25 protein-coding genes and 1 tRNA gene are annotated in these 23943 nt (G+C 37.9%); 12 read left to right on the top strand and 14 right to left on the bottom strand.

Translation table 11 applies throughout. The features are described from left to right. The first annotated feature begins 67 nt into the window (after positions 1–67). The 4 genes from rpsL to rpsJ all read left to right on the top strand — a co-directional run bounded on the left by rpsL (position 68) and on the right by rpsJ (position 3661). On the top strand, positions 68–481 hold the full coding sequence (rpsL, locus tag AACH28_RS20280) for a 30S ribosomal protein S12 (protein ID WP_002993550.1): 414 nt from the start codon (positions 68–70) through the stop codon (positions 479–481). A 19-nt stretch (positions 482–500) separates the two neighbouring features. Continuing rightward, positions 501–968, top strand: coding sequence for a 30S ribosomal protein S7 (gene rpsG / locus AACH28_RS20275; RefSeq protein ID WP_046671863.1), 468 nt, complete (start codon positions 501–503; stop codon positions 966–968). Between the two features lie 131 nt (positions 969–1099). Then, positions 1100–3223, top strand: a complete 2124-nt coding sequence (gene fusA / locus AACH28_RS20270) for an elongation factor G (RefSeq protein WP_313187587.1) — start codon at positions 1100–1102, stop codon at positions 3221–3223. Positions 3224–3355: 132 nt separating this feature from the next. Further along, positions 3356–3661, top strand: a complete 306-nt coding sequence (gene rpsJ / locus AACH28_RS20265; RefSeq protein ID WP_028070501.1) for a 30S ribosomal protein S10 — start codon at positions 3356–3358, stop codon at positions 3659–3661. A gap of 74 nt (positions 3662–3735) precedes the next feature. Here rpsJ and AACH28_RS20260 read toward each other — a convergent pair whose 3' ends face one another. Continuing rightward, positions 3736–3993: a hypothetical protein gene (locus AACH28_RS20260; protein WP_341831343.1), complete on the bottom strand. Its 258-nt coding sequence runs from the start codon at positions 3991–3993 to the stop codon at positions 3736–3738. Between the two features lie 9 nt (positions 3994–4002). Next, entirely contained in the window at positions 4003–4347 is a 345-nt protein-coding gene (locus AACH28_RS20255) for an outer membrane beta-barrel protein (RefSeq protein ID WP_341831342.1), read from the bottom strand. Between the two features lie 126 nt (positions 4348–4473). On the opposite strand from AACH28_RS20255, the gene AACH28_RS20250 reads away from it, so the two are divergent. After that, positions 4474–5514 carry an IS4 family transposase gene (locus tag AACH28_RS20250; RefSeq protein ID WP_341831341.1) on the top strand — a complete coding sequence of 347 codons (1041 nt, stop codon included), beginning with the start codon at positions 4474–4476 and terminating at the stop codon, positions 5512–5514. Between the two features lie 232 nt (positions 5515–5746). Here the strand turns inward: AACH28_RS20250 and AACH28_RS20245 are convergent, their stop codons facing one another. Both AACH28_RS20245 and AACH28_RS20240 read right to left on the bottom strand, forming a co-directional pair. Further along, positions 5747–6883, bottom strand: a complete 1137-nt coding sequence (locus tag AACH28_RS20245) for an AI-2E family transporter (RefSeq protein ID WP_341831340.1) — start codon at positions 6881–6883, stop codon at positions 5747–5749. 116 nt (positions 6884–6999) lie between these two features. Next, on the bottom strand, positions 7000–7611 hold the full coding sequence (locus tag AACH28_RS20240) for a porin family protein (RefSeq protein WP_341831339.1): 612 nt from the start codon (positions 7609–7611) through the stop codon (positions 7000–7002). A gap of 447 nt (positions 7612–8058) precedes the next feature. Between AACH28_RS20240 and AACH28_RS20235 the strand changes: the two genes are divergently transcribed. Both AACH28_RS20235 and AACH28_RS20230 read left to right on the top strand, forming a co-directional pair. Next, positions 8059–8129 (top strand) — tRNA-Cys (locus AACH28_RS20235). A gap of 33 nt (positions 8130–8162) precedes the next feature. After that, complete coding sequence (locus tag AACH28_RS20230) at positions 8163–8342, top strand: spore protein (protein ID WP_341831338.1); 180 nt, start codon at positions 8163–8165, stop codon at positions 8340–8342. A gap of 34 nt (positions 8343–8376) precedes the next feature. On the opposite strand, the gene AACH28_RS20225 is transcribed toward AACH28_RS20230, so the two are convergent. Together AACH28_RS20225 and AACH28_RS20220 are read right to left on the bottom strand one after the other, a co-directional pair. Beyond that, a complete protein-coding gene (locus tag AACH28_RS20225; protein WP_341831337.1) occupies positions 8377–9123 on the bottom strand; it encodes a copper homeostasis protein CutC in 747 nt (248 codons plus the stop codon). A 159-nt stretch (positions 9124–9282) separates the two neighbouring features. Then, positions 9283–10275: a hypothetical protein gene (locus AACH28_RS20220; protein WP_341831336.1), complete on the bottom strand. Its 993-nt coding sequence runs from the start codon at positions 10273–10275 to the stop codon at positions 9283–9285. Positions 10276–10544: 269 nt separating this feature from the next. Here AACH28_RS20220 and AACH28_RS20215 point away from each other — a divergent pair, with 269 nt between their 5' ends. Then, positions 10545–10964 (top strand): hypothetical protein, encoded by a 420-nt coding sequence (locus tag AACH28_RS20215; RefSeq protein ID WP_341831335.1) that lies wholly within the window; start codon positions 10545–10547, stop codon positions 10962–10964. A 45-nt stretch (positions 10965–11009) separates the two neighbouring features. Further along, positions 11010–11303: a Smr/MutS family protein gene (locus tag AACH28_RS20210; protein ID WP_341831334.1), complete on the top strand. Its 294-nt coding sequence runs from the start codon at positions 11010–11012 to the stop codon at positions 11301–11303. Positions 11304–11342: 39 nt separating this feature from the next. Here the strand turns inward: AACH28_RS20210 and AACH28_RS20205 are convergent, their stop codons facing one another. The 6 genes from AACH28_RS20205 to AACH28_RS20180 all read right to left on the bottom strand — a co-directional run bounded on the left by AACH28_RS20205 (position 11343) and on the right by AACH28_RS20180 (position 16567). After that, complete coding sequence (locus tag AACH28_RS20205; RefSeq protein WP_341831333.1) at positions 11343–12323, bottom strand: DUF1080 domain-containing protein; 981 nt, start codon at positions 12321–12323, stop codon at positions 11343–11345. Between the two features lie 63 nt (positions 12324–12386). Beyond that, positions 12387–12701, bottom strand: a complete 315-nt coding sequence (locus tag AACH28_RS20200) for a hypothetical protein (protein WP_341831332.1) — start codon at positions 12699–12701, stop codon at positions 12387–12389. 62 nt (positions 12702–12763) lie between these two features. Beyond that, positions 12764–14155, bottom strand: coding sequence for a hypothetical protein (locus tag AACH28_RS20195; RefSeq protein WP_341831331.1), 1392 nt, complete (start codon positions 14153–14155; stop codon positions 12764–12766). Between the two features lie 3 nt (positions 14156–14158). Then, positions 14159–15439: a hypothetical protein gene (locus AACH28_RS20190; RefSeq protein ID WP_341831330.1), complete on the bottom strand. Its 1281-nt coding sequence runs from the start codon at positions 15437–15439 to the stop codon at positions 14159–14161. Beyond that, complete coding sequence (locus AACH28_RS20185) at positions 15436–16086, bottom strand: GIN domain-containing protein (protein ID WP_070563002.1); 651 nt, start codon at positions 16084–16086, stop codon at positions 15436–15438. Before AACH28_RS20185 ends, AACH28_RS20190 begins: the two co-directional genes overlap by 4 nt. A 10-nt stretch (positions 16087–16096) precedes the next feature. Continuing rightward, a complete protein-coding gene (locus tag AACH28_RS20180) occupies positions 16097–16567 on the bottom strand; it encodes a hypothetical protein (RefSeq protein WP_341831329.1) in 471 nt (156 codons plus the stop codon). 167 nt (positions 16568–16734) lie between these two features. On the opposite strand from AACH28_RS20180, the gene AACH28_RS20175 reads away from it, so the two are divergent. Continuing rightward, complete coding sequence (locus AACH28_RS20175; protein ID WP_341831328.1) at positions 16735–17148, top strand: helix-turn-helix transcriptional regulator; 414 nt, start codon at positions 16735–16737, stop codon at positions 17146–17148. A 6-nt stretch (positions 17149–17154) separates the two neighbouring features. Further along, complete coding sequence (locus AACH28_RS20170; RefSeq protein ID WP_070563009.1) at positions 17155–17991, top strand: DUF1835 domain-containing protein; 837 nt, start codon at positions 17155–17157, stop codon at positions 17989–17991. A gap of 271 nt (positions 17992–18262) precedes the next feature. On the opposite strand, the gene AACH28_RS20165 is transcribed toward AACH28_RS20170, so the two are convergent. After that, positions 18263–19582 carry an ATP-binding protein gene (locus tag AACH28_RS20165; RefSeq protein WP_341831327.1) on the bottom strand — a complete coding sequence of 440 codons (1320 nt, stop codon included), beginning with the start codon at positions 19580–19582 and terminating at the stop codon, positions 18263–18265. Positions 19583–19703: 121 nt separating this feature from the next. Next, on the bottom strand, positions 19704–20504 hold the full coding sequence (locus tag AACH28_RS20160) for a hypothetical protein (RefSeq protein WP_070563017.1): 801 nt from the start codon (positions 20502–20504) through the stop codon (positions 19704–19706). 201 nt (positions 20505–20705) lie between these two features. Between AACH28_RS20160 and AACH28_RS20155 the strand changes: the two genes are divergently transcribed. Beyond that, positions 20706–23678 carry a TOTE conflict system archaeo-eukaryotic primase domain-containing protein gene (locus AACH28_RS20155; protein WP_341831326.1) on the top strand — a complete coding sequence of 991 codons (2973 nt, stop codon included), beginning with the start codon at positions 20706–20708 and terminating at the stop codon, positions 23676–23678. The last annotated feature ends 265 nt before the right edge of the window (positions 23679–23943 follow it).

Raw genomic sequence — 23943 nt, 5'->3', positions numbered from 1 at the left:
AAGGGAATAAGTATCTTTGCGAACTTAAAATATTTAAGGTAAAAAATTTATAAACAAAAACAGGTAAATGCCTACTATTCAACAATTAGTTAGAAAAGGTAGAGTAGCTCTGGTTGATAAGAGTAAGTCACCAGCGTTGGACTCATGTCCACAGCGAAGAGGTGTATGTACACGTGTATATACTACTACCCCTAAAAAACCAAACTCAGCAATGCGTAAAGTAGCTCGTGTACGTTTAACAAACGGTAAAGAGGTCAACGCTTACATCCCTGGAGAAGGTCACAACTTACAAGAGCACTCGATCGTATTGATCCGTGGTGGTCGTGTTAAGGATTTACCAGGTGTACGTTACCACATCATCCGCGGTGCATTAGATACTTCAGGTGTAGCAGGTCGTAACCAACGTCGTTCTAAATATGGAACTAAGCGTCCTAAACCAGGACAAGCAGCTGCAGCTCCAGCAAAAGGTAAAAAGAAATAATTAAACGGAGGAAAGAAAAATGAGAAAATCAAAACCGAAAAAGAGAATCATTTTACCTGATCCAAAGTTTAATGACGTTCAGGTAACACGTTTCGTAAACAATATGATGGTAGATGGTAAAAAATCTATCGCTTATTCTATTTTTTACGACGCAGTAGAATTAGTAGAACAAAAAACACAAGAAAGCGGTTTAGAAGCTTGGAAAAAAGCTTTGAACAACGTTATGCCTGCTGTTGAAGTTAAATCACGCCGTGTTGGTGGTGCTAACTTCCAAGTTCCTATGGAAGTTCGTCCAGATCGTAAAATCGCTTTGGGTATGAAATGGTTAATTTCATACGCTCGTAAACGTGGTGAAAAAACAATGTTCGAAAAATTAGCAGGAGAAATCATTTCAGCTTCTAAAGGTGAAGGTGCTGCTGTTAAGAAGAAAGAAGATACGCACAAAATGGCGGAAGCTAACAAAGCGTTCTCACACTTCAGATTCTAATTTTGAAGACATTCAAAAAAATATGATTACACCGACCTCCGATAAAAACAATCTTTTATCAAGGTCGGTGTACTTATTTAACATTACATTTAAACACATAAGACCATTAAGGTCCGCTGCTTAAAAATATTATGGCAAGAGATTTAAAATTCACTAGAAATATCGGTATCGCTGCCCACATCGATGCTGGTAAAACTACAACAACTGAGCGTATTCTTTATTACTCAGGTGTAAACCATAAATTGGGTGAGGTTCACGAAGGTGCTTCAACAATGGACTGGATGGAGCAAGAGGCTGAACGTGGTATCACAATTACTTCTGCTGCTACGACAGTTTTTTGGCAATACCGTGGTAATAAATACCAAGTTAACGTTATCGATACTCCTGGACACGTGGATTTCACGGTTGAGGTAAACCGTTCATTACGTGTATTAGACGGATTAGTATTCCTATTCTCTGCGGTTGATGGTGTTGAGCCTCAATCAGAGACTAACTGGAGATTGGCTGATAATTACAAAGTACCTCGCATCGGTTTCGTTAATAAAATGGACCGTTCAGGTGCTGACTTCTTAAAAGTTGTTGGTCAAGTAAAATCAATGCTAGGTTCTGATGCAGTTGCTTTGCAATTGCCTATCGGTGCTGAAGATACGTTCACTGGCGTTGTTGATTTAATTAATAACCGTGGTATCGTATGGAATGAGCATGATAAAGGAATGACCTTCACAGAAGTTCCAATTCCAGCAGATATGGTGGACGAGGTTGCTGAATACCGTGAGAAATTATTGGAAGCAGTAGCTGGTTATGATGAGACTTTGATGGAGAAATTCTTCGAAGATCCAAATTCATTGACTGAGCGCGAAATCTTAGATGCTTTACGTAAAGCGGTATTAGATAATGCGATCGTTCCTATGGTATGTGGTTCATCTTTCAAAAACAAAGGTGTTCAAACCATGTTGGATCTAGTAATGGAATTGTTACCTTCACCTCTTGATATCGAGGCTGTAAAAGGTACTAACCCTGATACTGGTGAAGAAATCACACGTAAACCATCTGTAAATGAGCCTTTCGCAGCTTTAGGTTTTAAAATTGCGACTGACCCATTTGTAGGTCGTCTATGTTTTATCCGTGCTTACTCTGGTAAGTTAGATGCTGGTTCTTATGTATTGAACACTCGTTCAGGAAACAAAGAGCGTATCTCTCGTATCTTCCAAATGCATGCGAACAAACAAAACCCTATCCCTTTCATCGAGGCAGGTGATATCGGTGCTGTTGTAGGTTTCAAAGACATCAAAACTGGTGATACACTTTGTGACGAAAAAGCACCTATCATTCTTGAGTCTATGACTTTCCCTGAGCCAGTAATTGGTTTAGCAATTGAGCCTAAAACTCAAGCTGACGTTGATAGATTAGGTATTGGTCTTGGTAAATTAGCTGAAGAGGATCCTACATTCGTTGTAAAAACTGACGAAGAAACTGGTCAAACAGTTATCTCTGGTATGGGTGAGCTTCACTTAGAGATCTTGATCGACCGTTTGAAACGTGAATTTAAAGTTGAGGTTAACCAAGGTGCTCCTCAAGTATCATACAAAGAGTCTATCAACGGTACTACTGAGCACCGTGAGGTATTCAAAAAACAATCAGGTGGTCGTGGTAAATTCGCGGATATCAAAGTTGTTATTTCTCCAGCGGATGAAGATTTCGATTTGTCAAAATCACCACTTCAATTCGTTAATGAAATCGTTGGTGGTAAAATTCCTAAAGAATTTATCCCTTCAGTTCAAAAAGGATTTGAAACTTCAATGAAAAATGGTGTATTAGCAGGATTCCCATTATCAGGAATGAAAGTTCGTTTGATTGATGGTTCATTCCACGCTGTCGATTCAGATTCATTGTCTTTCGAATTAGCTGCTCGTCAAGCATACCGTGAAGGATTACCTAAATGTTCTCCAGTGTTAATGGAACCAATTATGAAAATAGAGGTTTTAACACCAGAAGAAAACATGGGTGATGTAATGGGTGACTTAAACCGTCGTCGTGGTCAAATGCAAGGTTTGGATTCACGTAACGGGGCACAAGTAATCAAAGCATTGGTTCCACTTTCTGAGATGTTCGGTTACGTAACACAATTACGTACAATCACTTCAGGTCGTGCAACATCGACAATGGAATTTGATCACTTTGAAGAAGCTCCTCGTAACGTTGCTGAAGAGGTGATTGCAAAATCAAAAGGTAAAATCAAAGGTTCTGTAGAATAATATAGACCGTAGATAGAGGAACAAAGATGAAGTACTATTGTAGCTTGTCTTTGTTCTTTAATCAAATATTAAATAAACACCGATTGCTAGTTGTGAATAGCTCTAATTAGCAGTCATTTTAAATAAATAAAAATGAGCCAAAGAATCAGAATTAAATTGAAATCTTACGATTACAATTTGGTTGACAAATCAGCTGAAAAAATCGTAAAAACAGTAAAACCTACAGGTGCAGTTGTTAGTGGTCCTATTCCATTGCCTACTGAGAAAAAAATCTATACGGTATTACGTTCACCACACGTTAACAAAAAAGCACGTGAGCAATTCCAATTGTGTGCTTACAAAAGATTGTTGGATATCTATTCATCAAACGCTAAAACTGTTGACGCATTGATGAAACTTGAATTGCCTTCAGGTGTTGAAGTAGAAATCAAAGTGTGATAGATTTCAGTCACTGAAAAAAGAAGGGGCCTTTCGCAAGAAAAGCCCCTTTTTTGTTGTTTATACTTTTTTGACTAGAATTGGTAACCGATGCCTACTGAGAATACGCGGTTTTTAGCAGTAACCCCGTCAATATCTTTATACATGTTTGTTAATCCTAATCCATAACCAGCATTGATCAAGAAACCATTTGTTAGTTTGTAACCACCCAATAAATTTAACCCAGCATGGAAGGTCTTTATACCGGCATCGCCAAAACTTCCGCTTTCACTATAATTTCCTTTACTAGCTTTTGAATGGATCCCAAACCCAGCATAAGGACCTGCACCCAAAAACACTTTTCAAGCATCTCCGGTAGGAGCATAATATACTAAATTTACAGGCACCTCAATATACATCAGATTATCTTTAGCATCCTCATCCAAACCAAACTCACCAGCAGAAACCTTTCCTCCTTTACCTTGAAGTGAAACGCCGAGCTGTAAGCTAAAGTTTGGCGCGACTGGCATATCTGCAAATCCAGTGATATAAAATGAGGTATTAGCGTCCGAAGTATAATTCAAATTACCTTGGCTAACCTTAAACTTAGCAAAGTTAACACCAGCCTTTAAGCCATAAGAAGTCTGTGCTTTTGCGCCAGCATTAAAACATAATATTGCAGCGATTGAGAGTAATTTTCTTTTCATTAAAATAAATTAAATAATGAACAAAAAAAACTACAACATCACTTGCGTCCTAAACGTTTAAAAAGTGGCGGTGATTGGATATAGCAAAGTTGCTATATTTAAATTGCAAAATTATAACACACCGCCATGATAAATTTAAATGTTTTTAGTCAGATTTTATCTCTTATCGACCGCGAATTATTCAAAGATTTGGTTTCAAAGCACAAAAGTGACAAACATCAGAAAGGGATCAACAGCTGGACGCATCTAGTCAGTATGCTTTTCTGTCATTTTTCCTCGGCAGATTCAGTTCGTGATATTAGTAACGGTCTACGCAGTACCACTGGTAATCTGAACCACTTAGGTGTAGTAAGAGCTCCAAGTAAGTCCAATATATCCTATATCAACACACACCGTACCCATGAACTTTTCAAAGATCTTTATTTCTCTGTTTTGGAAAGGCTTTGGCAAAAGGACACCCATTTTCGCAAAGATCTTGTTCAGCTAAAGCGTAAAGTATATCTGATGGATGCAAGCATCATCCCCTTATGTCTATCTGTATTTGACTGGGCAAAGTTTCGCAGCACCAAAGGTGCCGTAAAGCTGCACACTGTCTTGGATTATGATGGCTGCCTACCTGTTTTTATGCAGATTACCGATGGAAAAGTACATGAGAGCCAGCGAGCCGGTAGTTACAGTTTTTCCAAGGGAAGCGTGGTGGTAGTGGACCGTGGCTACGTGGATTACAGCTGGCTTGGGGATTTGGACAGCAGGGGGTGTTACTTCGTTACCAGGAGTAAAGTTAATATGAAGTACAAGGTTATCAAGTCCTATCAGAGTGAAGCACTCATGGAAAAGGGGATCCTTAAGGATGAGCTCATTGAGCTATCCGGTGCTGCCTGCAATAAATACAACGGCAAGCCGCTACGCCTAGTCCACTTTTGGGACAGCACCACTGGCAATGAGTACCACTTTTTGACCAATAATACGAAGTGGAAGGCTTCTTTGGTGGCAGACATCTATAAACAACGCTGGCATATCGAAGTCTTCTTCAAGCATCTAAAGCAGCGCTTAAAAGTATCGACATTCATAGGGACTTCTGAAAATGCAGTGATGATCCAGATCTGGACTTCACTCATTGGCATATTACTGTTAAAATACTTACAAAAAAAGGCCAAATATGACTGAAACCTGTCCAATCTGGTCGAATTCATCAGAATGAATATCTTCGTGAAAATAAACATCTGGCAATGGATAGATGATCCCTTTCTCAGGCCGCCTATAAAAGGAAAAAAGGGACAGCTAAAGATCTTCGCAGATTGAAAAATAGGGGTCAATATCGAAATGATGAAAAAAGCTATGCCTGTACCACAGAAATCCAATCCTAAAATTTATTTAGGACACATATGATAAAAAAATATTATTCTATATCGCTATCAAGATCTTTCAAGGGTGGAAGTTCTTTATGTAATGTTGCATACATATCGTTATAAACTTCATCTTTGCTATCTTCTTCTCCCAGTAAAAATCCCCAGGGCTTAAGCTCTCTAATGCGATCCATCACAATCTTCACTATTGCCAAAATAGGAATGGCTAAAAACATCCCGGAAATACCCCATATCATCTCACCAATAATGATAGACAACATCGCAAACAATGAATTTACTTTAACTTTTGAACCCACGATTTTAGGGACGATAAAATTGCTATCAATCATGTGTACAATAATCAACGCTAAGATAACAAAAACCACGTGCGTCAATGAAGATGTCGCGAAAGTAAGAATGGAAATAATAAGTATAGAGGAAAAAATACCGACATAGGGAAGCACATTGAACACCCCTGTAATCAATGCTAAAAGCAAACTATATTTGACACCAATCAATGACAAAACAATAAACACCAAAAGCGAGACCAAACTCATCTGAATCAATAAACCAATAAGATACTTTTTCACCACATACTGTACCTGCTGTACCACATCGACTACAATGGGCCGGTCTTCGACACGATTGACAAATAGCAGAAACTTCACGATATGCCCTCTGTAGATGAGGAGGAAAAACGTATAAAGGAAAGTAAAAACAAATAATATAAACATGGAGGAAAGTGAAACCAATGCCGTGCCTAAAAACAGCGTACCAGAATCCACGGATTTCGAGGCCGTCTTATTGATAAATTCCATCTGCTCTTTGTGCCTTATGCCAAATTGTTTACTGACCCAGCTTTGCAGTTTGCTCGCACCATCCATGATCTGCTCTTTAAATGCCGGAAAATCTTCTTTCAGAAGTGTGAGTTGGGAAGCTAATAGAAAAAGACCGTACCCCAAAACTCCGAAAAATAATATTACACTTAAAATTCCCGCTAACGTTCGAGGGAAGCGTAGTTTACGTTCCATGAAATTGCTTAACGGTATCAAAAGTAAGGAAAATAGCAATCCCAGGATCATCGGGACAAGGATCGTATCGCCAATCTTTGCTAAATAACCTAACAGGAGAATACTAATAAGTACACAGGCCAACTTCACATAGAATGGTAAAATAAGAAATCTTTTCATACAGCTATCTTTTGCATAAAAATAACAATTTAGGTCGACTTAAGTTTAATGCATTAAAAAAGTCCCCACAACTGCAGGGACTCTTTCCTCATAATAAGTTTAAGTACTTATATTTCTTATAGTCCGAAACCGATACCAACGGACCAAACTCTGTTTTTAGCCGAACCAACATTAGGTGATAGGTTCGTTAAACCTAAACCATAACCAGCATTGATCTGAAATCCGTTGGTTAATTGATAACCGGCTAAAAAGTTCACACCAAAATCGGTACGCTTCATTTGGTCTCCTGAACCACTGCCAAACTTAATATCATCTTCCGTTGTAATACCGGCAAGAGTTTGCTTAGTTTTACCACTTAATCCAAAACCAACATATGGTCCTGCACCTACAAAGAAATTACCAGATGCACCAGTAGGAAATTTAGCTACTAAATTGACTGGAATATCCAAAGACATAACAGTTACTTTACTTTCACTTGAGCCTTCGCTGATGGATTCTTTTCCACCTTTATTTTGCAGGGATAATCCGGGCTGGATAGAAAACGTTGGTGAAATTGGTGCATCCAAATAACCTGTCACAAAAAATCCTGTGATAGATTTTGTACTACCATTGTCCATTGAATATTTAGGAATATTTACACCCGCACGTAATCCGTAACCCAATCCCCCTTGTGCAAAGGCGCCCATTGATCCAAATAAAATTGCTGCAGATAATAATAATTTTTTCATGTTTCCAAATTTAATTACTTTGTTCTTTTTTCTTTTATTCTCATATATTTCCTGTATGAGATTTCTGACAACGTCGTTTGCAATATCTATTCCAAAATATATAATACGTTCATTTTCAAATTAAAAAAACAAAAAAAATCAAAAATCCTCCATTTACCAATGTCCTTTAAAAAAGACAATTGGTGGAGTAAATTTCATCTTACTATGTTGTTAATGATCATCTAAAAAGCATTCGTAAAAAGCTGGATACCTTATTGAGGTAAAGCGGCTAAAAGTTCACTTTAAATTTTTAAACACATTTTCATCAACATGCACTAGAGGCTAAGTATTGAAAATACAAGCTTGGTTTTCAGAGCAATGCTTAAAAACTCAAAAGTTTTATCATAAAGATTTTTTAATTCCAATTATAAGTTTTATTTTTGCAGACCTTCAAAAGGAAAAAAATAGGGTCGGATGGCCGAGTGGCTAGGCTGAGGTCTGCAAAACCTCCTACAGCGGTTCGAATCCGCTTCCGACCTCGTTTTATTTTAAACAATAAAAATATTATCAAAATGGGAGTTACACGTTTAAAAAGAAAAGATAGAAGAAATAAAACTGTTTCACGTGTTGAAGTTCAGTTTTTGAAATTAGGAACTAACGTAGAGTTAGGTTCTAGATCAAAAATGAAAGCTAGCAACCAAATCGTTAAAAACGATGCTATCTTAAATCAATTAGTTTCAGAAGCTAAATAAGTAAGAAGAATTTAATAGCCTTTAAAGTATAACTTTAAAGGCTTTTTAATAGGTCCACCATTTGGTGGACTTTTTCTTTTGAGCTCATCCACTGTGCTTCATCCATTCCATTAACCTGTGTCTGCTTAAAACTCATCTCTGATACATGTAACTCTTTCGCCGAACTGTGTATCGCAACTGCACCCGTTTCTTTTAAAATGTGAATAATATTGGACGCGTCGACCCCCGCCCCCGGCATAATCACAATACGGCCATTTGCTTGTTGAACCAACTGTTTGAGTAGTGGAGCTCCAGCTAAAGCAGAATTTTGCAGACCAGATGTCAAAATACGATCTATCCCCAGTTCGATGACATCTTCTAATGCCTGAAAAGGATCTTCTACGCGATCAAAGGCGCGATGGAACGTAACGTGCATGGGGCGTGCAGCTTCAACCAACCGTTGGGTATTGACTTTATCAACCGTACCATCTGCATTCAGCATACCGATCACAACGCCATCCATCCCCAACTGCTTACATACTTCAATATCTTCAATCATTTCCAAAATCTCGGTCTCTGTATAAAGAAAATCACCTCCACGCGGCCTGATAAGCACATGAATACCAATATTCACCAATCCTCGCACCAACTTCAACTGACCAAATGACGGTGTAGTCCCGCCATTTTCCAAATTTTGACAAAACTCGACTCGGGTCGCTCCACCTTGTTCGGCTTCAATTGCTGATGCTACGGAATTTGAACAGATTTCTAATTGGTAATTTCCAATTGCCTTTTCCTTCATTCTATTATATTTTAAGCTATTTTTTGTTTACGCGAATAACGTAAAAAAAAAGCAAATAACCTACTGCCCTCCCTCTGGTCAAAACAGTACAAGCGTTAGAAAATACTATAGGTAAAAGATATTTTGCCAGCGTTGGAAATTTTGCTCGCAGACGAAGATCTACAGCTTTAGCTTATAACGAGGTACATCGACTTTTTTCCACTTCCAATCCGGTCCTTTCGGAGTGCTTCCCTGATCTTGCAGATCCTTTGAAGAAGGTGGATCTAAGAAACGCTCTCGTTTGATATAAGCTGGTAATTGGAAGCCAGGCGATGCATTTAGCGTTTCAAAACATTCCCGCGCAAGTTTCACGATGTCATTCCGATTTTCTGTATTGCTTTCAATTTGACTTCCTATATAAGACGCCGGACCATACAATTGCTCATAAATAGCCGAATCTTCAAAAGGTTTGAATTTCAGGCGCATCATTATTTGTACCAATAGAGCATACAGATCATTGTCCGCTGGAGTCAAAACCAACTTATCCAACACCTTTGGTATCAACTCCCACATCATCAATTCAACCACTAAATCTTTAGTGTTCTCACCAATGAAATCGAGTGTAGGCCACATCTGCTTCACATATTGTACAACGGAATCTCTATTTACATGCAAAGCAACCAACTGTCTATTGCTCCAATATTCCAGCGGTATGTTCCTTCGATAAAAGACTCCGAATATGTGTTGGCCTTTCAACCGCCCCAAGGAACCACAATTTTGCATCTCAAACTCAGGTGCAAGCATACAGTAACTAAACATATCACGCGTATTTAGCATTTTAAATGTTTGTACCGAAAGCGGATTCCATAAAGCAGGATAACGTTCCCTATCCAAACTATCCTCTCCTGACACCAATCTATTCACGAAATAGTCTTTCAGTAATATCCGCAAGATTGCTTCACGACCACAGAGGGGATAATTTCTAGACTTAATCTTCCCCATTCTTCCGAGATACCTAGGCAACTGATCATTTATAAATTTTGTAGAATCTTTAAGCCTGTATTGGCCATGGCACATGGGTAAGCTGGTTATTAGCAGTAAAAGAAGCATATAAAATCCCTTCTTCTTAAAGAAATCAACAAAACCAGATGCTACCATTGTTAATACATTCATACTGTATTGACTCCAATACAGCATATTAAATATACTTAAAATGAAATAATATTAATTAAATAGGTTTCAAAAAAAAATCGACCATTTGAACCTGAACCAAAAATAGAAAAAACTCAGGTCCATTTTAGTTTCCATCTTTTCTTTTGTATTCAAAAGTCATAACCGAATTTTAGACAGGTAAAACATTCGGCTTATCTATTTGTATATACCTTACATGCTTTTATTTAAATAACTAAAAACCAAGTTCATACATTTTTAAGTAAAATATCATGGCAATTATATCAAAAAACATGGAGACCCAAGAAAAGATCATCAGTACTTTTGAAGAGCTCCAAAAAACTATATATGATCTGAAACATCAAATTGTAGAATTTGAATTGCTTTTTAATCAGGCTTGCAACAGACATATTGATTCCAATTTCCAGAAGGAATGGTTGCTGGACCGAATATCTTCACGTCATGATATGATTACACTTCGACATGATGCCATGCTGCTTATTCGGGACACTGTGTCTGCGTTCCGGGATTTTGACGGTTATTTTCTAGATCTCAAACAGCTACTCCAATCGATCGAGTTACTCATGCTCAACCATGCCGATGAGGAAGAGTATGAAATTGCAGCTATTATCAAAAAATGGTATGAAAAATTTGCTCAAGCGATTGATTTCGTTGGTGACTTAACCTATTAAGTCGCCGTTTTATTATACTTTTGCAGCATTGTAAAATATGGAAAAATGCGCAGACCACCAGCTATCGTAGACTTACATACCGATACTTTCCTTGAAGATTGGGAAGATTATTCGCCAGAGGAACTCTTACAAGAGTCCATTGATTTTATGCGATCTAATCTAGATGCAGCTATTTATTGGGAAATGAACGAAATAAAGTTTATTCATGGCAAAGGAAAAGGAATGTTAAAAAAAATGGTTTTTGAAGAGTTGCAAGAATACAAGGCTCATGGCTCCATTGAGCGCTATTATACCTCCTACCAGAATGAAGATATTGTAGTCGTTGTCATAGGGATTTAAAAAGGCTACCTTTTCAGATAGCCTTTGTATCATGTTATGCTATTTAATAGCTGGAGTAATAATCACTTTTCGGAATTCCACGGGACCATGATCCCCTTGGAAATAAATTGGCCCTGGCTCTGCCTCTTTACTATCCAAAGCACCACCCGTTATACCAGGGATTTCTTGGTTACTGATAACAGTCTTTCCGTTTGCCACAACCGTCACTAGACGTCCCACCAATGTAATATCATAGGTCTGCCATTCTCCAGCTCCTTTATTGACCATTTCATTTGCAGCTAAGAAACCATATACCCCCGCAAAAAGTACGGCATTGGGATGTGCGTCTTTAGGACTATCTTCGATCTGAACCTCATAACGGCCTCTTAAGTAGACACCACTATTACTTCCTGCCGGAATTTTAAATTCAACATGTAATTTAAAATCTTCAAATTTTTGCTCAGAGACCAAATTAGAACCAGATTGCGGGCTAGTCAAAATTCCGTTTTTTACCACCCACTGATTCGTTTTACCAGTTGCTTTCCATCCGGTCAGATCCTTGCCATTGAACAACTGAATAGGCTTACCCCATTTTACCGCAGCTGTTCGCTTCAACTCCGGAGCACGAACACCTTTAAAGCGATATGTTTTCCCATCAGGCTCTGTTATTGTCCCTTGCAACACACCGTTTACAACCTCTCCTTCAACACTTAGATTCATCTTTCCGCCTTCCCATTGAGGTGGGATAGCAAATCTAAACTTTCCTTTCTCATAAAACACCTGCGAAACTGGTCGAGCACTTCCGGAAGTACTCACATAATGACCGACTAAAGTTCTATAGCCCGACAATTTTACCTCCAACCAGGATGGTGCCGGGGTACCATTAATATCAACTTCGATGTCCCATCGACCAATAAGCTCTTTGCCTTCTACGTCTTGTTGATAATGACTAGATTCTCCGATTGAATGTTTAGCAAAGGTTACTTGCGGTAATGCACAAGAGGCCAAAATTCCTAAAAGAAATGCCGCTTTTCTGTTCATATTATTTATGTTTATATTCTAATTGACAATAATTTCAAGCAATTTAACTGTTTAACAGCGGGTTTACAAGGATATAATGTTAAAAAACAGAAAGAAAGCGAGAAACAAAAGACTTCGAACAAGCTTTATACATTCTTTAAGAAACCGCTCACATCGTTCGTCGTAACGATAAGCTTCATCCCAACCGACCATGGACCAACCCTGATATCGCGTATCTTTTACAGTTTGCGCAAATTCATCGAATAGCGATTTTTCTTCTTCGGTATTACGAGGAAAGATATCGTTTGGAAATTGCCATAAACTAGCACACAGACTGAACAAATGTTTTAGATTGTATTGGTATGGCGTATAGTCATAAAAATATTCCAGTAGACCCAAACATGCTTGTTCAATAGCTTGATTATAAAGAAGCACTTTAATTTCAACCTCTTCGGATTGATCTATCGCTTTACCTCCATTGTAGAAGCCACTCGCGTTATTTTCTCTTTGGTACCATTTTGCTTCGCCTCTTTCATTTCGTCTTGAGTACGCTTTCCATTGTGTTCATGAAATTTCCACTTCAATAAATTGATCTCAGTACCATGAAGCGGATCCACATATTGCAAAGACCGATGAAAGAATGGATTATTTTTGTCCAACTGTTTTTGTATTTGATCTCGAGTGAAAGAAAGTAATAAAACGGAAACTTCCAATTCTTTATTTATCGATGCTTGAATATTACCTATTGTCGCACGAATATCACTTTCGCTAACAATTAACAAATCGAAGTAGTAATCATAAATGTCAGTATTTGAAGGTTTATTAATACCATTGATGACAAATGATCTAGTTCGCTGACCAAATAGATAGATACCTTGTATGTCAATTGTATTCTTCAAACGAGTAATAATCAATTCCAACTTCTTATCAGCAGTGCTTTTGTAGATATCATATTCTGGCATCATAGTATCGTCATTAGAAATGCTTCGTAGCGACTTTTCTTGACTTTCGACACTATCTTCTAATTTCTCTTTCGGATTATCGACCTCAAAAGAGTAGTTTTTAAAATTCGTCACGGAATCCTCAAACATCGTGTCTGTGATCTGCATAAAGTTTTCCATCCGTTCTTCCAGCTTCAGTAGAATATTAAGATCCACGTAAAAATTATCTTCATAGCGTGTCGCCCGATATACCCCCTCTAAAAATTGGAGCATAATTTCATCTTCTGATTTGCCTTCTTTAAATATAGTGGCTAGTGACGGTGCCATTCTAACCAGATAACGATGGTGAGACCTGATAGAGTGCGTTGCGCGTTCTTTTCCCATGACCATAATCTCCATGCATCTATACCTCAGCTCAAATACCTGATGCAGCATAAATCCTGCATGCGACAGCGAATCTCGTTCCTTGAAATAATAGTATCCTTCTTTAAACTCATTAATTTTATGATTTTCACGCGCAAATAATTCGTTTACCGACTCCAGCGTATTTTCGATGGAATGCCCTTCAGGGTATAGCTCGAATCTTGACGATGGATTTTGATAAATAAGTTTGTCTGGGTGACAGGTCATATGTAAATATAAGTTCCCATCAATAAGCTTACTTTTTACCTGAAACGCTATCAAAGTGACATGATGAAACTTCGGGAAATCCTTTAAGGACATTCTAATCTGTGGATCTAGTTCGCCGACAGATTTATGCTCCTTGTTAGATAATAGAATAACCAACTCGTAGAAAGGAACATCAACCGCATAGTAAGTGTTCAGGAATATCCGATCGATATTGTATTTGCTCGCTAGAATCAGAATGATGCTATTTAAATCAGTCTGATCATTTTTATTTGTAATTCTCATAACTTATAAAGTTTCGGTTTCATTTTCAACTTTTAGTAATTCTGTCTGCTTGTCATGATCGAATATTGGCGGATTGCATATACCTTCCTTCTTGGTTCTACGTTTTCGCAGATCCAAAACGATGAGGGTTAGCACATCCAAAACTTTCAGTAGCCGTTCTCTTGTGATAATTTGCTCTTTGTTCAAATCTGTATATTTTTCGGAATATTTATCCTCTAGGTAAGTCATCATCCTACATTCAACCCTGTATATTTCGTCACGTACATCAACGCCATAAAATAATTTCGACAAAGTCTTTGGAATATTTTTTTGTCCTTTCTTACTTAAGCTCTTCGGCTTCCAAGTTGCTATATCGGCTTCTGGAATAGGACAGCGCAAAAAGTCTATTTTGTCAGGGTCAAGCCAGTTTTCAGGAAAATAATCTGTTTGTAAAAACATCCATCCGGCTTGGAGCAACCACCTTAAAACATATCGCAGGTCACGAGAAGTCAATACTATGGCACCTCTTTCACAAGAACATGTGGGATATAAATACAAAATACTTTGTCTAATGTTCGTGTAACTTTGTTCATAGAAAACCTCACCAGTCATTTCGAAAGGGTTTGCACTTTGATAGCCATTTATATAATCCGATCCTAAATAATCAACTATTAAGTGTTTGTTTGGTGGTGGATAACTAATCGCTGCCCAGTGGTAAGCGACATAACAAGCTTCACGTAGTTTTAAGAGTTGTTCGTAAGTTTTTAAAGATGCGTATTCGCCACAACTTTCGAAGATGGATTCCTTCTCATTTATACATCTTTTCCAATCATCTAATAAGTTCAGCCAAGAAGACAGATCCATTTCGGAGAAAAAATTCTCAAATGCGATCACAAAATTTTGAATCTCTTCTCGTGTTAGCTGAGTGAAATTATAATCGAAATGCGCTACATGATGATTGAGCTTTTCGTCTTCGCGAGGTCGATATTTTTCTAAACAGCGATAAGGATTTGGTAGCCATTGGATATCTATCCAATCCTCTTCATACTTTAATCGCTTTTTATGATGCAAAAAATAATGACATCCCTTAACCATTAAGACGATGTTATCTAAACGATCAATTATATATTCTTTTTTTGTTTCTTCTGTATTGTTTTGAGATGTGAGAATAACAAGGATGTCCCATAGCTTTTTCTTGAAAGATTCATAAGTGCCATATTGAATGGATTCAAGTATTCCTCCTTCAATTAGATACCATCGAATGTCCCACTCATCTTCCGGATTTTTTATATAAGCATTATTCATAACCGACAATTTTTAATTTTTATTTTATCACCGACATTGATTTGTCTTAATGCACAGCCTTCATCTAACTGCAATATTTTCATTCTCGGATTACCCCTGTACTCCATACTGCTTTGTCCGTACAGTCCAAATTCAAGCTCATCTTCAAACCATATCGACACGTTGGCCGCGTCGTGGGCATGCACATTTCCTCCCGAAGCTTCCAGTTCTGATCCATCATAGACACTTATTTGATGCACCAAAACATACGAGATGATTGTTTCGCCGGAGATTTTTGCATACCCATTTTTTATCACGGTACAGTCGATTAAAAAAGCATCTACAGATATATTTATGCACCCTTCTCTGACGATCATGCCTAACTTCTGTAATTTGAGCGTTCCATCAGACTCTACAAAACACCTATCCAGCATCTGCAATCCTGTCAATGTTTTATAGGTAATTGTTATCTGCGGATAATAATCATGTAGCAGCAGGTAACCGTAATATTCAGGCTTTGTGTATACGACTAATTGATCGTTGAGGATAGCTGTATTTACCCAATTCGCCTTTTCTCCGCTTTCGTTGATAGAGAAAGATGGTTGTTCGCCATGTGCAAGTATAACCTTACAACGGGTTTGTATAATTAAGGCGTTAAAATCATTCATGATTTTTTAGTTAGTATTCTTGAAGTACAGAAATATCACCCGTGTGTCTATTCTTTTCAAACCAGCGTTTAAACCAGTGCTGCTTATACATATGATTATTTTTCCAAAATAGCTTCTTATCCTCGTGATCCATCCCGTCTATGGTTTCATAAATTTCTCGTTCAGCCTTTAATTCATCAAACATCTGCTTGACCTGATTTTTAGCATACAGAGGCTGGCCATACTTGCAGTTGATAAAGAACTTATTTGCTATTTTTCGTTGTTTAGGTGTAGCTGAATTATGATGGGAATAACTTAACATCCACATAAAATCGTTTAACAGTTTCTCGACCTTGACATCCAGTATGGCACACAACATTCTGAGATTTGATGGGATATCCAATTTTATCTCTCTGACTTTACTGGAATACATTTCATCGATTTCAGCATACTTGTGATACATGTCCACGGTTACAACTCTGTGCTTCCTTTTCTTCTTCATATCAAATTTATTTTGGTTTACACAAATGAACATAGTGCCGTCCACGTACCGAACCAAAACAGCTTGTATAAAACCATTTCTCGTTTGTATCGTACCACAGATTCTTGTTTTGTACCATCTGAAGATATTTCGTATCTTGAACGCTGAATATTTGTTAACTTTGGAATATGAGTACAACCAACACGACAAACCATATTGGAAGAAAAATCAGCCGCATCCGTGAACTGCGTGGCATGAAACAGGAAGCTTTAGCGATCGAATTGGGTGTTAGTCAGCAGACGGTATCCAATATCGAGAAAAGTACTGCTATCGAAGCGGATCTATTGGCACAGGTAGCCGAAATATTAGGTGTTACTCCAGAAGCTATTGAGAATTTTAGTGAAGAGGCTGTGTTCAACTATTTCAATAATTTCCATGATAATAGTGGTGCTGGCGCATATAGCACCAGTCCAACATTTACCTTTAACCCTGCTGACAAACTGATCGAAGCTTACGAGGAAAACAAAAAGCTTTACGAGCGCCTTTTGGAAGCCGAAAAATCTAAGGTGGAGTATTTGGAGAGGTTGTTGAAGGATAAGTAGGTATTCATGTCTAAAAAGGATCTGCACATCACTTTTGGTTTCTCCGGAAATGCTACACTCATTCAGAGCAAATTAATCGATGTAGAGAAAGGTGAAATTTTAGGTTTTACCGAAGCACTTAGTCTCGGACCTCTATGTGATTTGGGCGATGCGGAAGCTATTGAGAGCAGGAAGGCATGGTGGACTAACGTTTTTGGTTCTATCCAGTCTGAGGGGAGCAATAATTTTGTAGATGACAATCTAGCGCTTTTGAAAAAGGTAATCTCTTCTTCCGATCGGTATCGCCATATTTACTTATGGCTTGGTGACGATGCCAACGAAAAGATCATTATAGCACGTTTACTCTCCCACTTGAAAGAATCTTCGACACCTATTCATAAACTCAATTTCCATCATATGAATTTTAGGAACGAGAAAGGAGAAAAGCTAAATCTCCGTTCCTTACAGGTGATGCGAGAAGACAATATTGTGGAGGCTGCTAAACACTTTGAAAAGTTAAGTGAAGATGATATTCAATCCTATTCATCACTTTGGTCGCATATTCGTTCGAATGATGCAGTAGTTAATCTATTTGATGATTCAGGGAAACATTTAGCTGGCGATGAGACATTTTTTGATGCATATCTTTTGAAAAGGTGCAACGAGACACCTCAAAGGTCGGCATTGATTGTTGGCTATACACTTTGTGATATATGGGATGAATTCTATGATAGTTCCGTAGGCGATCTTTTTCTCTTTTATCGATTGAAAGAATTGGCAGATATGGGCAAGATCGAGATTTCCAATCCACATGAAGATCCTGAACGAGCGAAGATAGTATTTGATGTTAGGAAGAAAGATTAACTCTTTGATAGTAAGCTTTTAGTCTTTTTCTCCAATCTTTTAGATCCGGATTTGATTCCGCGTTCTTGTTTAAACTGCGAAGCGTAGCCGTAGCGGACATCTAACATTTTCTGAGGTTTTAGGTGCAATCATTACACTATTGTTTTATCGGCAAACCATGGGTTCAACAGTAATGCTGGTACAAACTAGTGAAAATTTTCTCTATATTGCTTTTACTTTACTATTCTCAAAAGCCCCAGTTTGACGCAATTGACGCAATTCATGACGCAATTCAATTTAAGGTATAATAAGCTCCTGCACCTTTAATTCCACTAGATTTAAATAATTTTTTATCAATCAACTCCTTGATATCTCGAGTAGATGTTTCTCTAGAAACACCTGCCAATTCCTGATAATCACTATTCGTAATCTTTCCTTTGTTCTTTGTAAATAAAACAGCCTTCACCTGTCGGCTATTCAAACCAAGCGATTCAAGATACTCCGTATTATAAATATCCTTCTTAAATACAACCCAGAAATCTGATCCCTCAACCAAGTAACTTGGCTCAGGCAATCCTTCAGCCAAACACTGCTCTGTCATCTTACTAATGCCACGGCCCCAGGATTCCACATAGCCACTACGAAAAAATGCATTTGCTATATCAGGATTATAGGGCCTCGAAGAATGACTCTTTAATAAGTTACTCACGGTCCAATTTTCCGGAAGATGTCCCTCATTCCAGATCATAAGCTTATCAGGGTATACACGAATCTGAATAGGAGTTAATCCCGAATAATCTTTATGAGCGATGGCGTTTAATAAAGCCTCACGTACAGCTTCTTTAGGATATTCATAAGTTTCATTACGATGGATCCCATCATAGCTAATTAGCGCTTTGATATACTTCGTAAATAAAAGATCGATGGTCCTTTCAACCTGTTCAAATAAGTTCCCATGAACCTCATCCTGAAATATCAAATCCGTTTCCCCTTCAAAATAACCAATCTTCACATAAGCTCCCGTCATATACTTTTCCGGATCAGGATGAAACAACAAAATAGCAGCTCGTTTCAAATAACCATTCTCAATCAACTTCAAGTTTTCAAGTAAATGCTCGTCACGGTCAATCAAACTGTCTTCAGACAAACGCTTATTCTTAAAACCACGTTGACGAAAAAAAACAAACGTTTCTTTCTTTAGATCATCAACGGATACTCGAGGAACAGCAGCTCCATCCCAACGAACACCTTTCTTTTGTAATAAAAACTTATCCAACGTAGCACCTTTCATTTCCTGTTTTGTGCTACCGCTTCGATAGTGATATTGACCTTTATAATTTACAGCATTAGGATAAGGCTCCACAATAATCTCTAAGAAATCCCCTTCAACAGTCTCATGCAGATTTACATCAACCAAAATACCCAATACATCACGCACCTTGTTCGGAATATCCTCCAACAATTTCTTAGCATCAGCTACACCAACAGTCTTGCCGCCATCATCCTTACCAATGAAAATAGTACCACCATTTGCATTTGCGAAGCCACATATCCATTTGAGATATTCATCCCTCCAGCTCTGCTTGTATTCAATATTTTGAGATTCTGCCATAATGCCTTTATGAAATTGACTCCTTAGTCAATAGCTCTTTCTGATTCAGTAACTTTTCGATGGTACTTCTGGACACTTCATTTTCCAAAGCTTTTTCTGCTATTTCCTTTTTCAGTATCATCTAGTATTGTTTATTGGATATGTCTAACAATTCCTCCCGGCTGATATTCAATCGCAATCGCCATTCTGCGACAAATTCACCTTCTTCCAATCCCTGGGGATCAAACAAATTATATTTATTTTTTACCTGCATCTTGGCAAAATCTATAAAAGGATCCATGCCTGTAATTTGTAGAAGTTCAACCAAATAGCCAATTCGTTTGGTAACCGCTATATTATTCACAGCCTTGCAATACTCGACTAATTTAGTGGGTTGCATTTGCGCTTGACTAACTGCTCGAATCAGTTCCGCATAGCCACCAGAATGTTGAGGTAGGTCAAAGCAATCGACTATTGTTTTCTCTACATCGGTTATCGGATAATGAAGGTTACCGTAACCATTGTCTATTATTCCTGTTTTTTTATTAGGTGCTATCCTAACGAATTTATAAGAAGTACCTAAGATTGACTTGTCGTTTTTCTGATTAGTCGTCTGAATAAAAACGGTATTAGAAAATTGTTCGGTCAATCCGTGCAAATTTAATGCAGACCAATACGCGACAGCACTATTTTCAGCGACGAAAGTACCGATGACATATTCGTCCCGAAAACCTTGTTTGCAAAATTTACCTTTTTCCATTCGCACAAGTAGTTCCTTGTCGACTAGATTCTCTAGGATTTCACTTAAGTTGTCAAACTTTTGTTCTAGCAACTGTTCAATTTCGGAGAATTTGAACAACTGTACTTCATAGTCATCCAGCAACTTTAAGAACCCAAGTTGGGGCTTCGTAAGATGTTCTGATATATAAACGCTGTCTGCCATATTACCTTTTGTGTTACGATAAGACCTAAAAAATGGGTCTTATCGTAACACGATTGGTAAAGATAAGTAACAATTATTCAAAAAACAACGCTTGATATCAAATCTCAATAGTCACTTTGAATAAACGAAAGTGTTCCAGATTATTAATATTTTTAAGATGTATATTCTAATTCACTTATCTTAATACCAAAATAAAAACAAGTGGAATTCACTAACGAGGACATAATCTATCTTCTCAACCTTTTTAGAGGTCGCGAAGACGTATTTGCTTTACGCTGGGAGAAGGGAAGTAAAGGCGGGTACATGCCGGCCTATAGCTATGACCCATACCATTATCGACTACATAAAGCTAATGGCGGTACTTTTCAAAGCTATGCCCACAAAAGCTACCTGCCATTGTCAGAAATAGAAATTACGAAACATCTTAACGGCCTTCAGCAGATCGGAATTTACCCACTGTTGCAAGATAACACTTCTTGGTTTTTAGTAGCTGATTTCGATAAATCCGATTGGCAACAACAGGCTTTGAAATTTCTCGAATCATGTACCGCTAAAAATATCCCTGCTTATCTTGAACGGTCCCGTTCCGGCAATGGCGCACATGTCTGGATTTTCTTTGAGATCCCTTATCCAGCAGCCAAAAGTCGTAAGTTATTTACGCATATCTTGGAAGGGTGCGGTGCATTCTCGCCATTTGATAAGAGTTCCAGCTTTGACCGTCTGTTTCCAAATCAAGATTACCTGTCGGGTAAAGGTTTAGGAAACCTAATTGCACTGCCCTTATATTTGTCGGCTTTACAGAAAGGCAACAGTTCCTTTGTCGACCCTAAAACAATGGATCCATTTCCGGATCAAATCGCATATCTAAAAAAAGTAAAAAGAGTAAGTTTAAATTTACTTGAGGAATTATATAACGATACTGGGGCTACTAGTGGAGATAGCTATATCCCAGCTATTGACGAAAAACTTAAGATTACCCTAAGCAATACGATCCGTCTTAATAGTCACGCTATACCTTTTGTACTCATCAATTTTTTGAAGGAGCAACTTAATTTTGCTAATTCAGCTTTTATTATCAAGAAAAAGTCAGGGAGAAATACCTTCGAAACGCAAAGATTTTTTAAATTAATTGAAGAAACGGAAAATGAAATCCTTATCCCAAGAGGATTTATTGGAAAATTGCTGCGATTCTGCAGAGAAACACAGGTACCACATGACTTTGTTGATAATAGACGTGAACTCCCGATAATCCAATTCTCTTTTAATGCCGCATTGCGACAGCATCAAACCAATGCTGTAGCGGTAGTAGAAAAAAAAGATTTCGGTGTAATTGTCGCACCACCAGGAACAGGAAAAACTGTTATTGGCTTGAAGATTATTGCAGTCAAACAACAACCTGCACTTATTGTCGTGCATCGTAAACAGCTGCTAGATCAATGGATAGAACGTATAGAATCATTCTTGGGGATACCAAAAGCAGATATCGGAATTATAGGGCAAGGAAAAGCAAAACTGGGTACCGGTAAAATAACCGTTGCAACGATACAAAGTCTCCCTAAATATATCGAAATTATTCAAGACAAATTTGGTACAATTCTAATCGACGAATGCCATCATATTCCGGCGGAATCTTACCGTACCACCGTCGGAAAACTAAACAGTGTTTATTGCTACGGTCTCACAGCAACTCCTTTTCGGAAATATAATGATGATAAATTGATCTTTACTTATCTCGGTGATATCATTACGGAAATCCGACCAGAGGAAATTGAAGATTACAAAAGGGCAAATATCATCGTCCGGAATACCAAACTCCATGTTCCCTATAATTCTAAAACCGACAGTTTCGAAACACTTTCCCAAATTCTAATTCATGATACAGCAAGAAACCAATTAATAGTAGACGATGTATCTGCAGAGCTAAACCAAGGAAAAAAGGCAGTTATAATTACCGAAAGAAAAGAACATATTGAGACGCTCAATCTATTGCTAAAATCAAATTATGAAACCATACCGCTCAGCGGAGATGATTCAGACAGCAGTAAGAAAGCGAAATGGAAAACATTATCAGAAGGGAATTTTCAAGTACTAATTACGACAGGTCAGTATTTTGGCGAAGGTTCTGATATTCAGCATATCAGCACACTACTTTTGGCCTATCCCTTTGCTTTCCATGGAAAATTGATTCAATACATCGGTCGGGTGCAGCGATCCGAGATCAATCCAACTATATATGACTATCGGGATGTACAGATAGATTACCTAGGCAAAATGTTTCTCAAACGAAATATCCATTACCGTAAAATCGCCAAACAAGCGACACTTTTTGATGAACCAACAGTGGACTATAACGCACAAGTTGGTCATCTATTCAGTTTAGAAAAGATGACCAAGATTCCCATTGAAGACCTATCGTTCCATTATGGGCATGTAGCTTTCACTTATAAAGTGGAAGAGATGCATACGATTTTGGAATTTCAAATCGAAAATTTGGAGATTAGGCCTGAATTTGAGGTATTAAAACCTTACTTTATCAAGATACTGAAATCCAAAAATATCGTCGTTCACTTAAACGCTGAATTTGAGTACGGAAAACTGGTCGCGCAAATCGCTACTTCCGATGATATAGAACGAATAAATAAAGAAATTGTAGAAGGTGTAAAATTCCAGTTTCTGAACAAGGGATTATTAGGCAAGCTACCTTTGCAAAAACAAAATATTTTGACTTCAGATCAGTTACAGAATGGCGATACTGTATATCAAAACGCCGAAGAATTACTTTCTGAAATCCTTAAGTTACGAAAATACAAACACTCTCGGCAAGTTCAATTTTTAGCCGATCACCACCAGAGCAGTATTATGAAGATTAGGTTCGTGCTTAGTCCCTTTGCATTTGTATTTCTTCTATCGGGAGACAGCCTATACCACATCATCCTTGAAACCTTAGATACGGAGGAGGCGACTTATATCTGGCACACAGATAAAAATAAAACCGTCTTGAAAGACGCTGTTGCGATGATAGATAAAGATCTCCAGATTATTCGTGAAAAAGGTAGGCAGGTTTTCTTAGAAAACCATACTCCCGAAAGATTTAATCGTATCCTTCATGACTACAGCGATCCAGAAAGAGGTTTTATCCTCTGGAAAGCATTTTTGGAAGAAACCCTTCACTGAGAAAAATAAGTTTAAGGTTTAGGTCAGCACCGTGTGCTATTGGTGGATATTTAAGTACGTGTATCATGAATCCCACTTTTCTTAACTTTACAAGCTTTAAAAAACAAGGGAAATTTGTCCGAAATATATCCAAAAATAGAAAAATCCACTGATTACCAGTGGGTTTTATCGGGGTGGCAGATTGACTCGGCCCCATTTTCCCCAAACAAAACCCTGAGTCTCCTACGGATGGAACCTCTTGGCATTTTAAGGGTCGCAGGTCCGC

Source organism: Sphingobacterium thalpophilum, assembly GCF_038396785.1.
GTDB lineage: Bacteria > Bacteroidota > Bacteroidia > Sphingobacteriales > Sphingobacteriaceae > Sphingobacterium > Sphingobacterium thalpophilum_A.
This window is presented reverse-complemented; position numbering and strand designations above follow the sequence as displayed.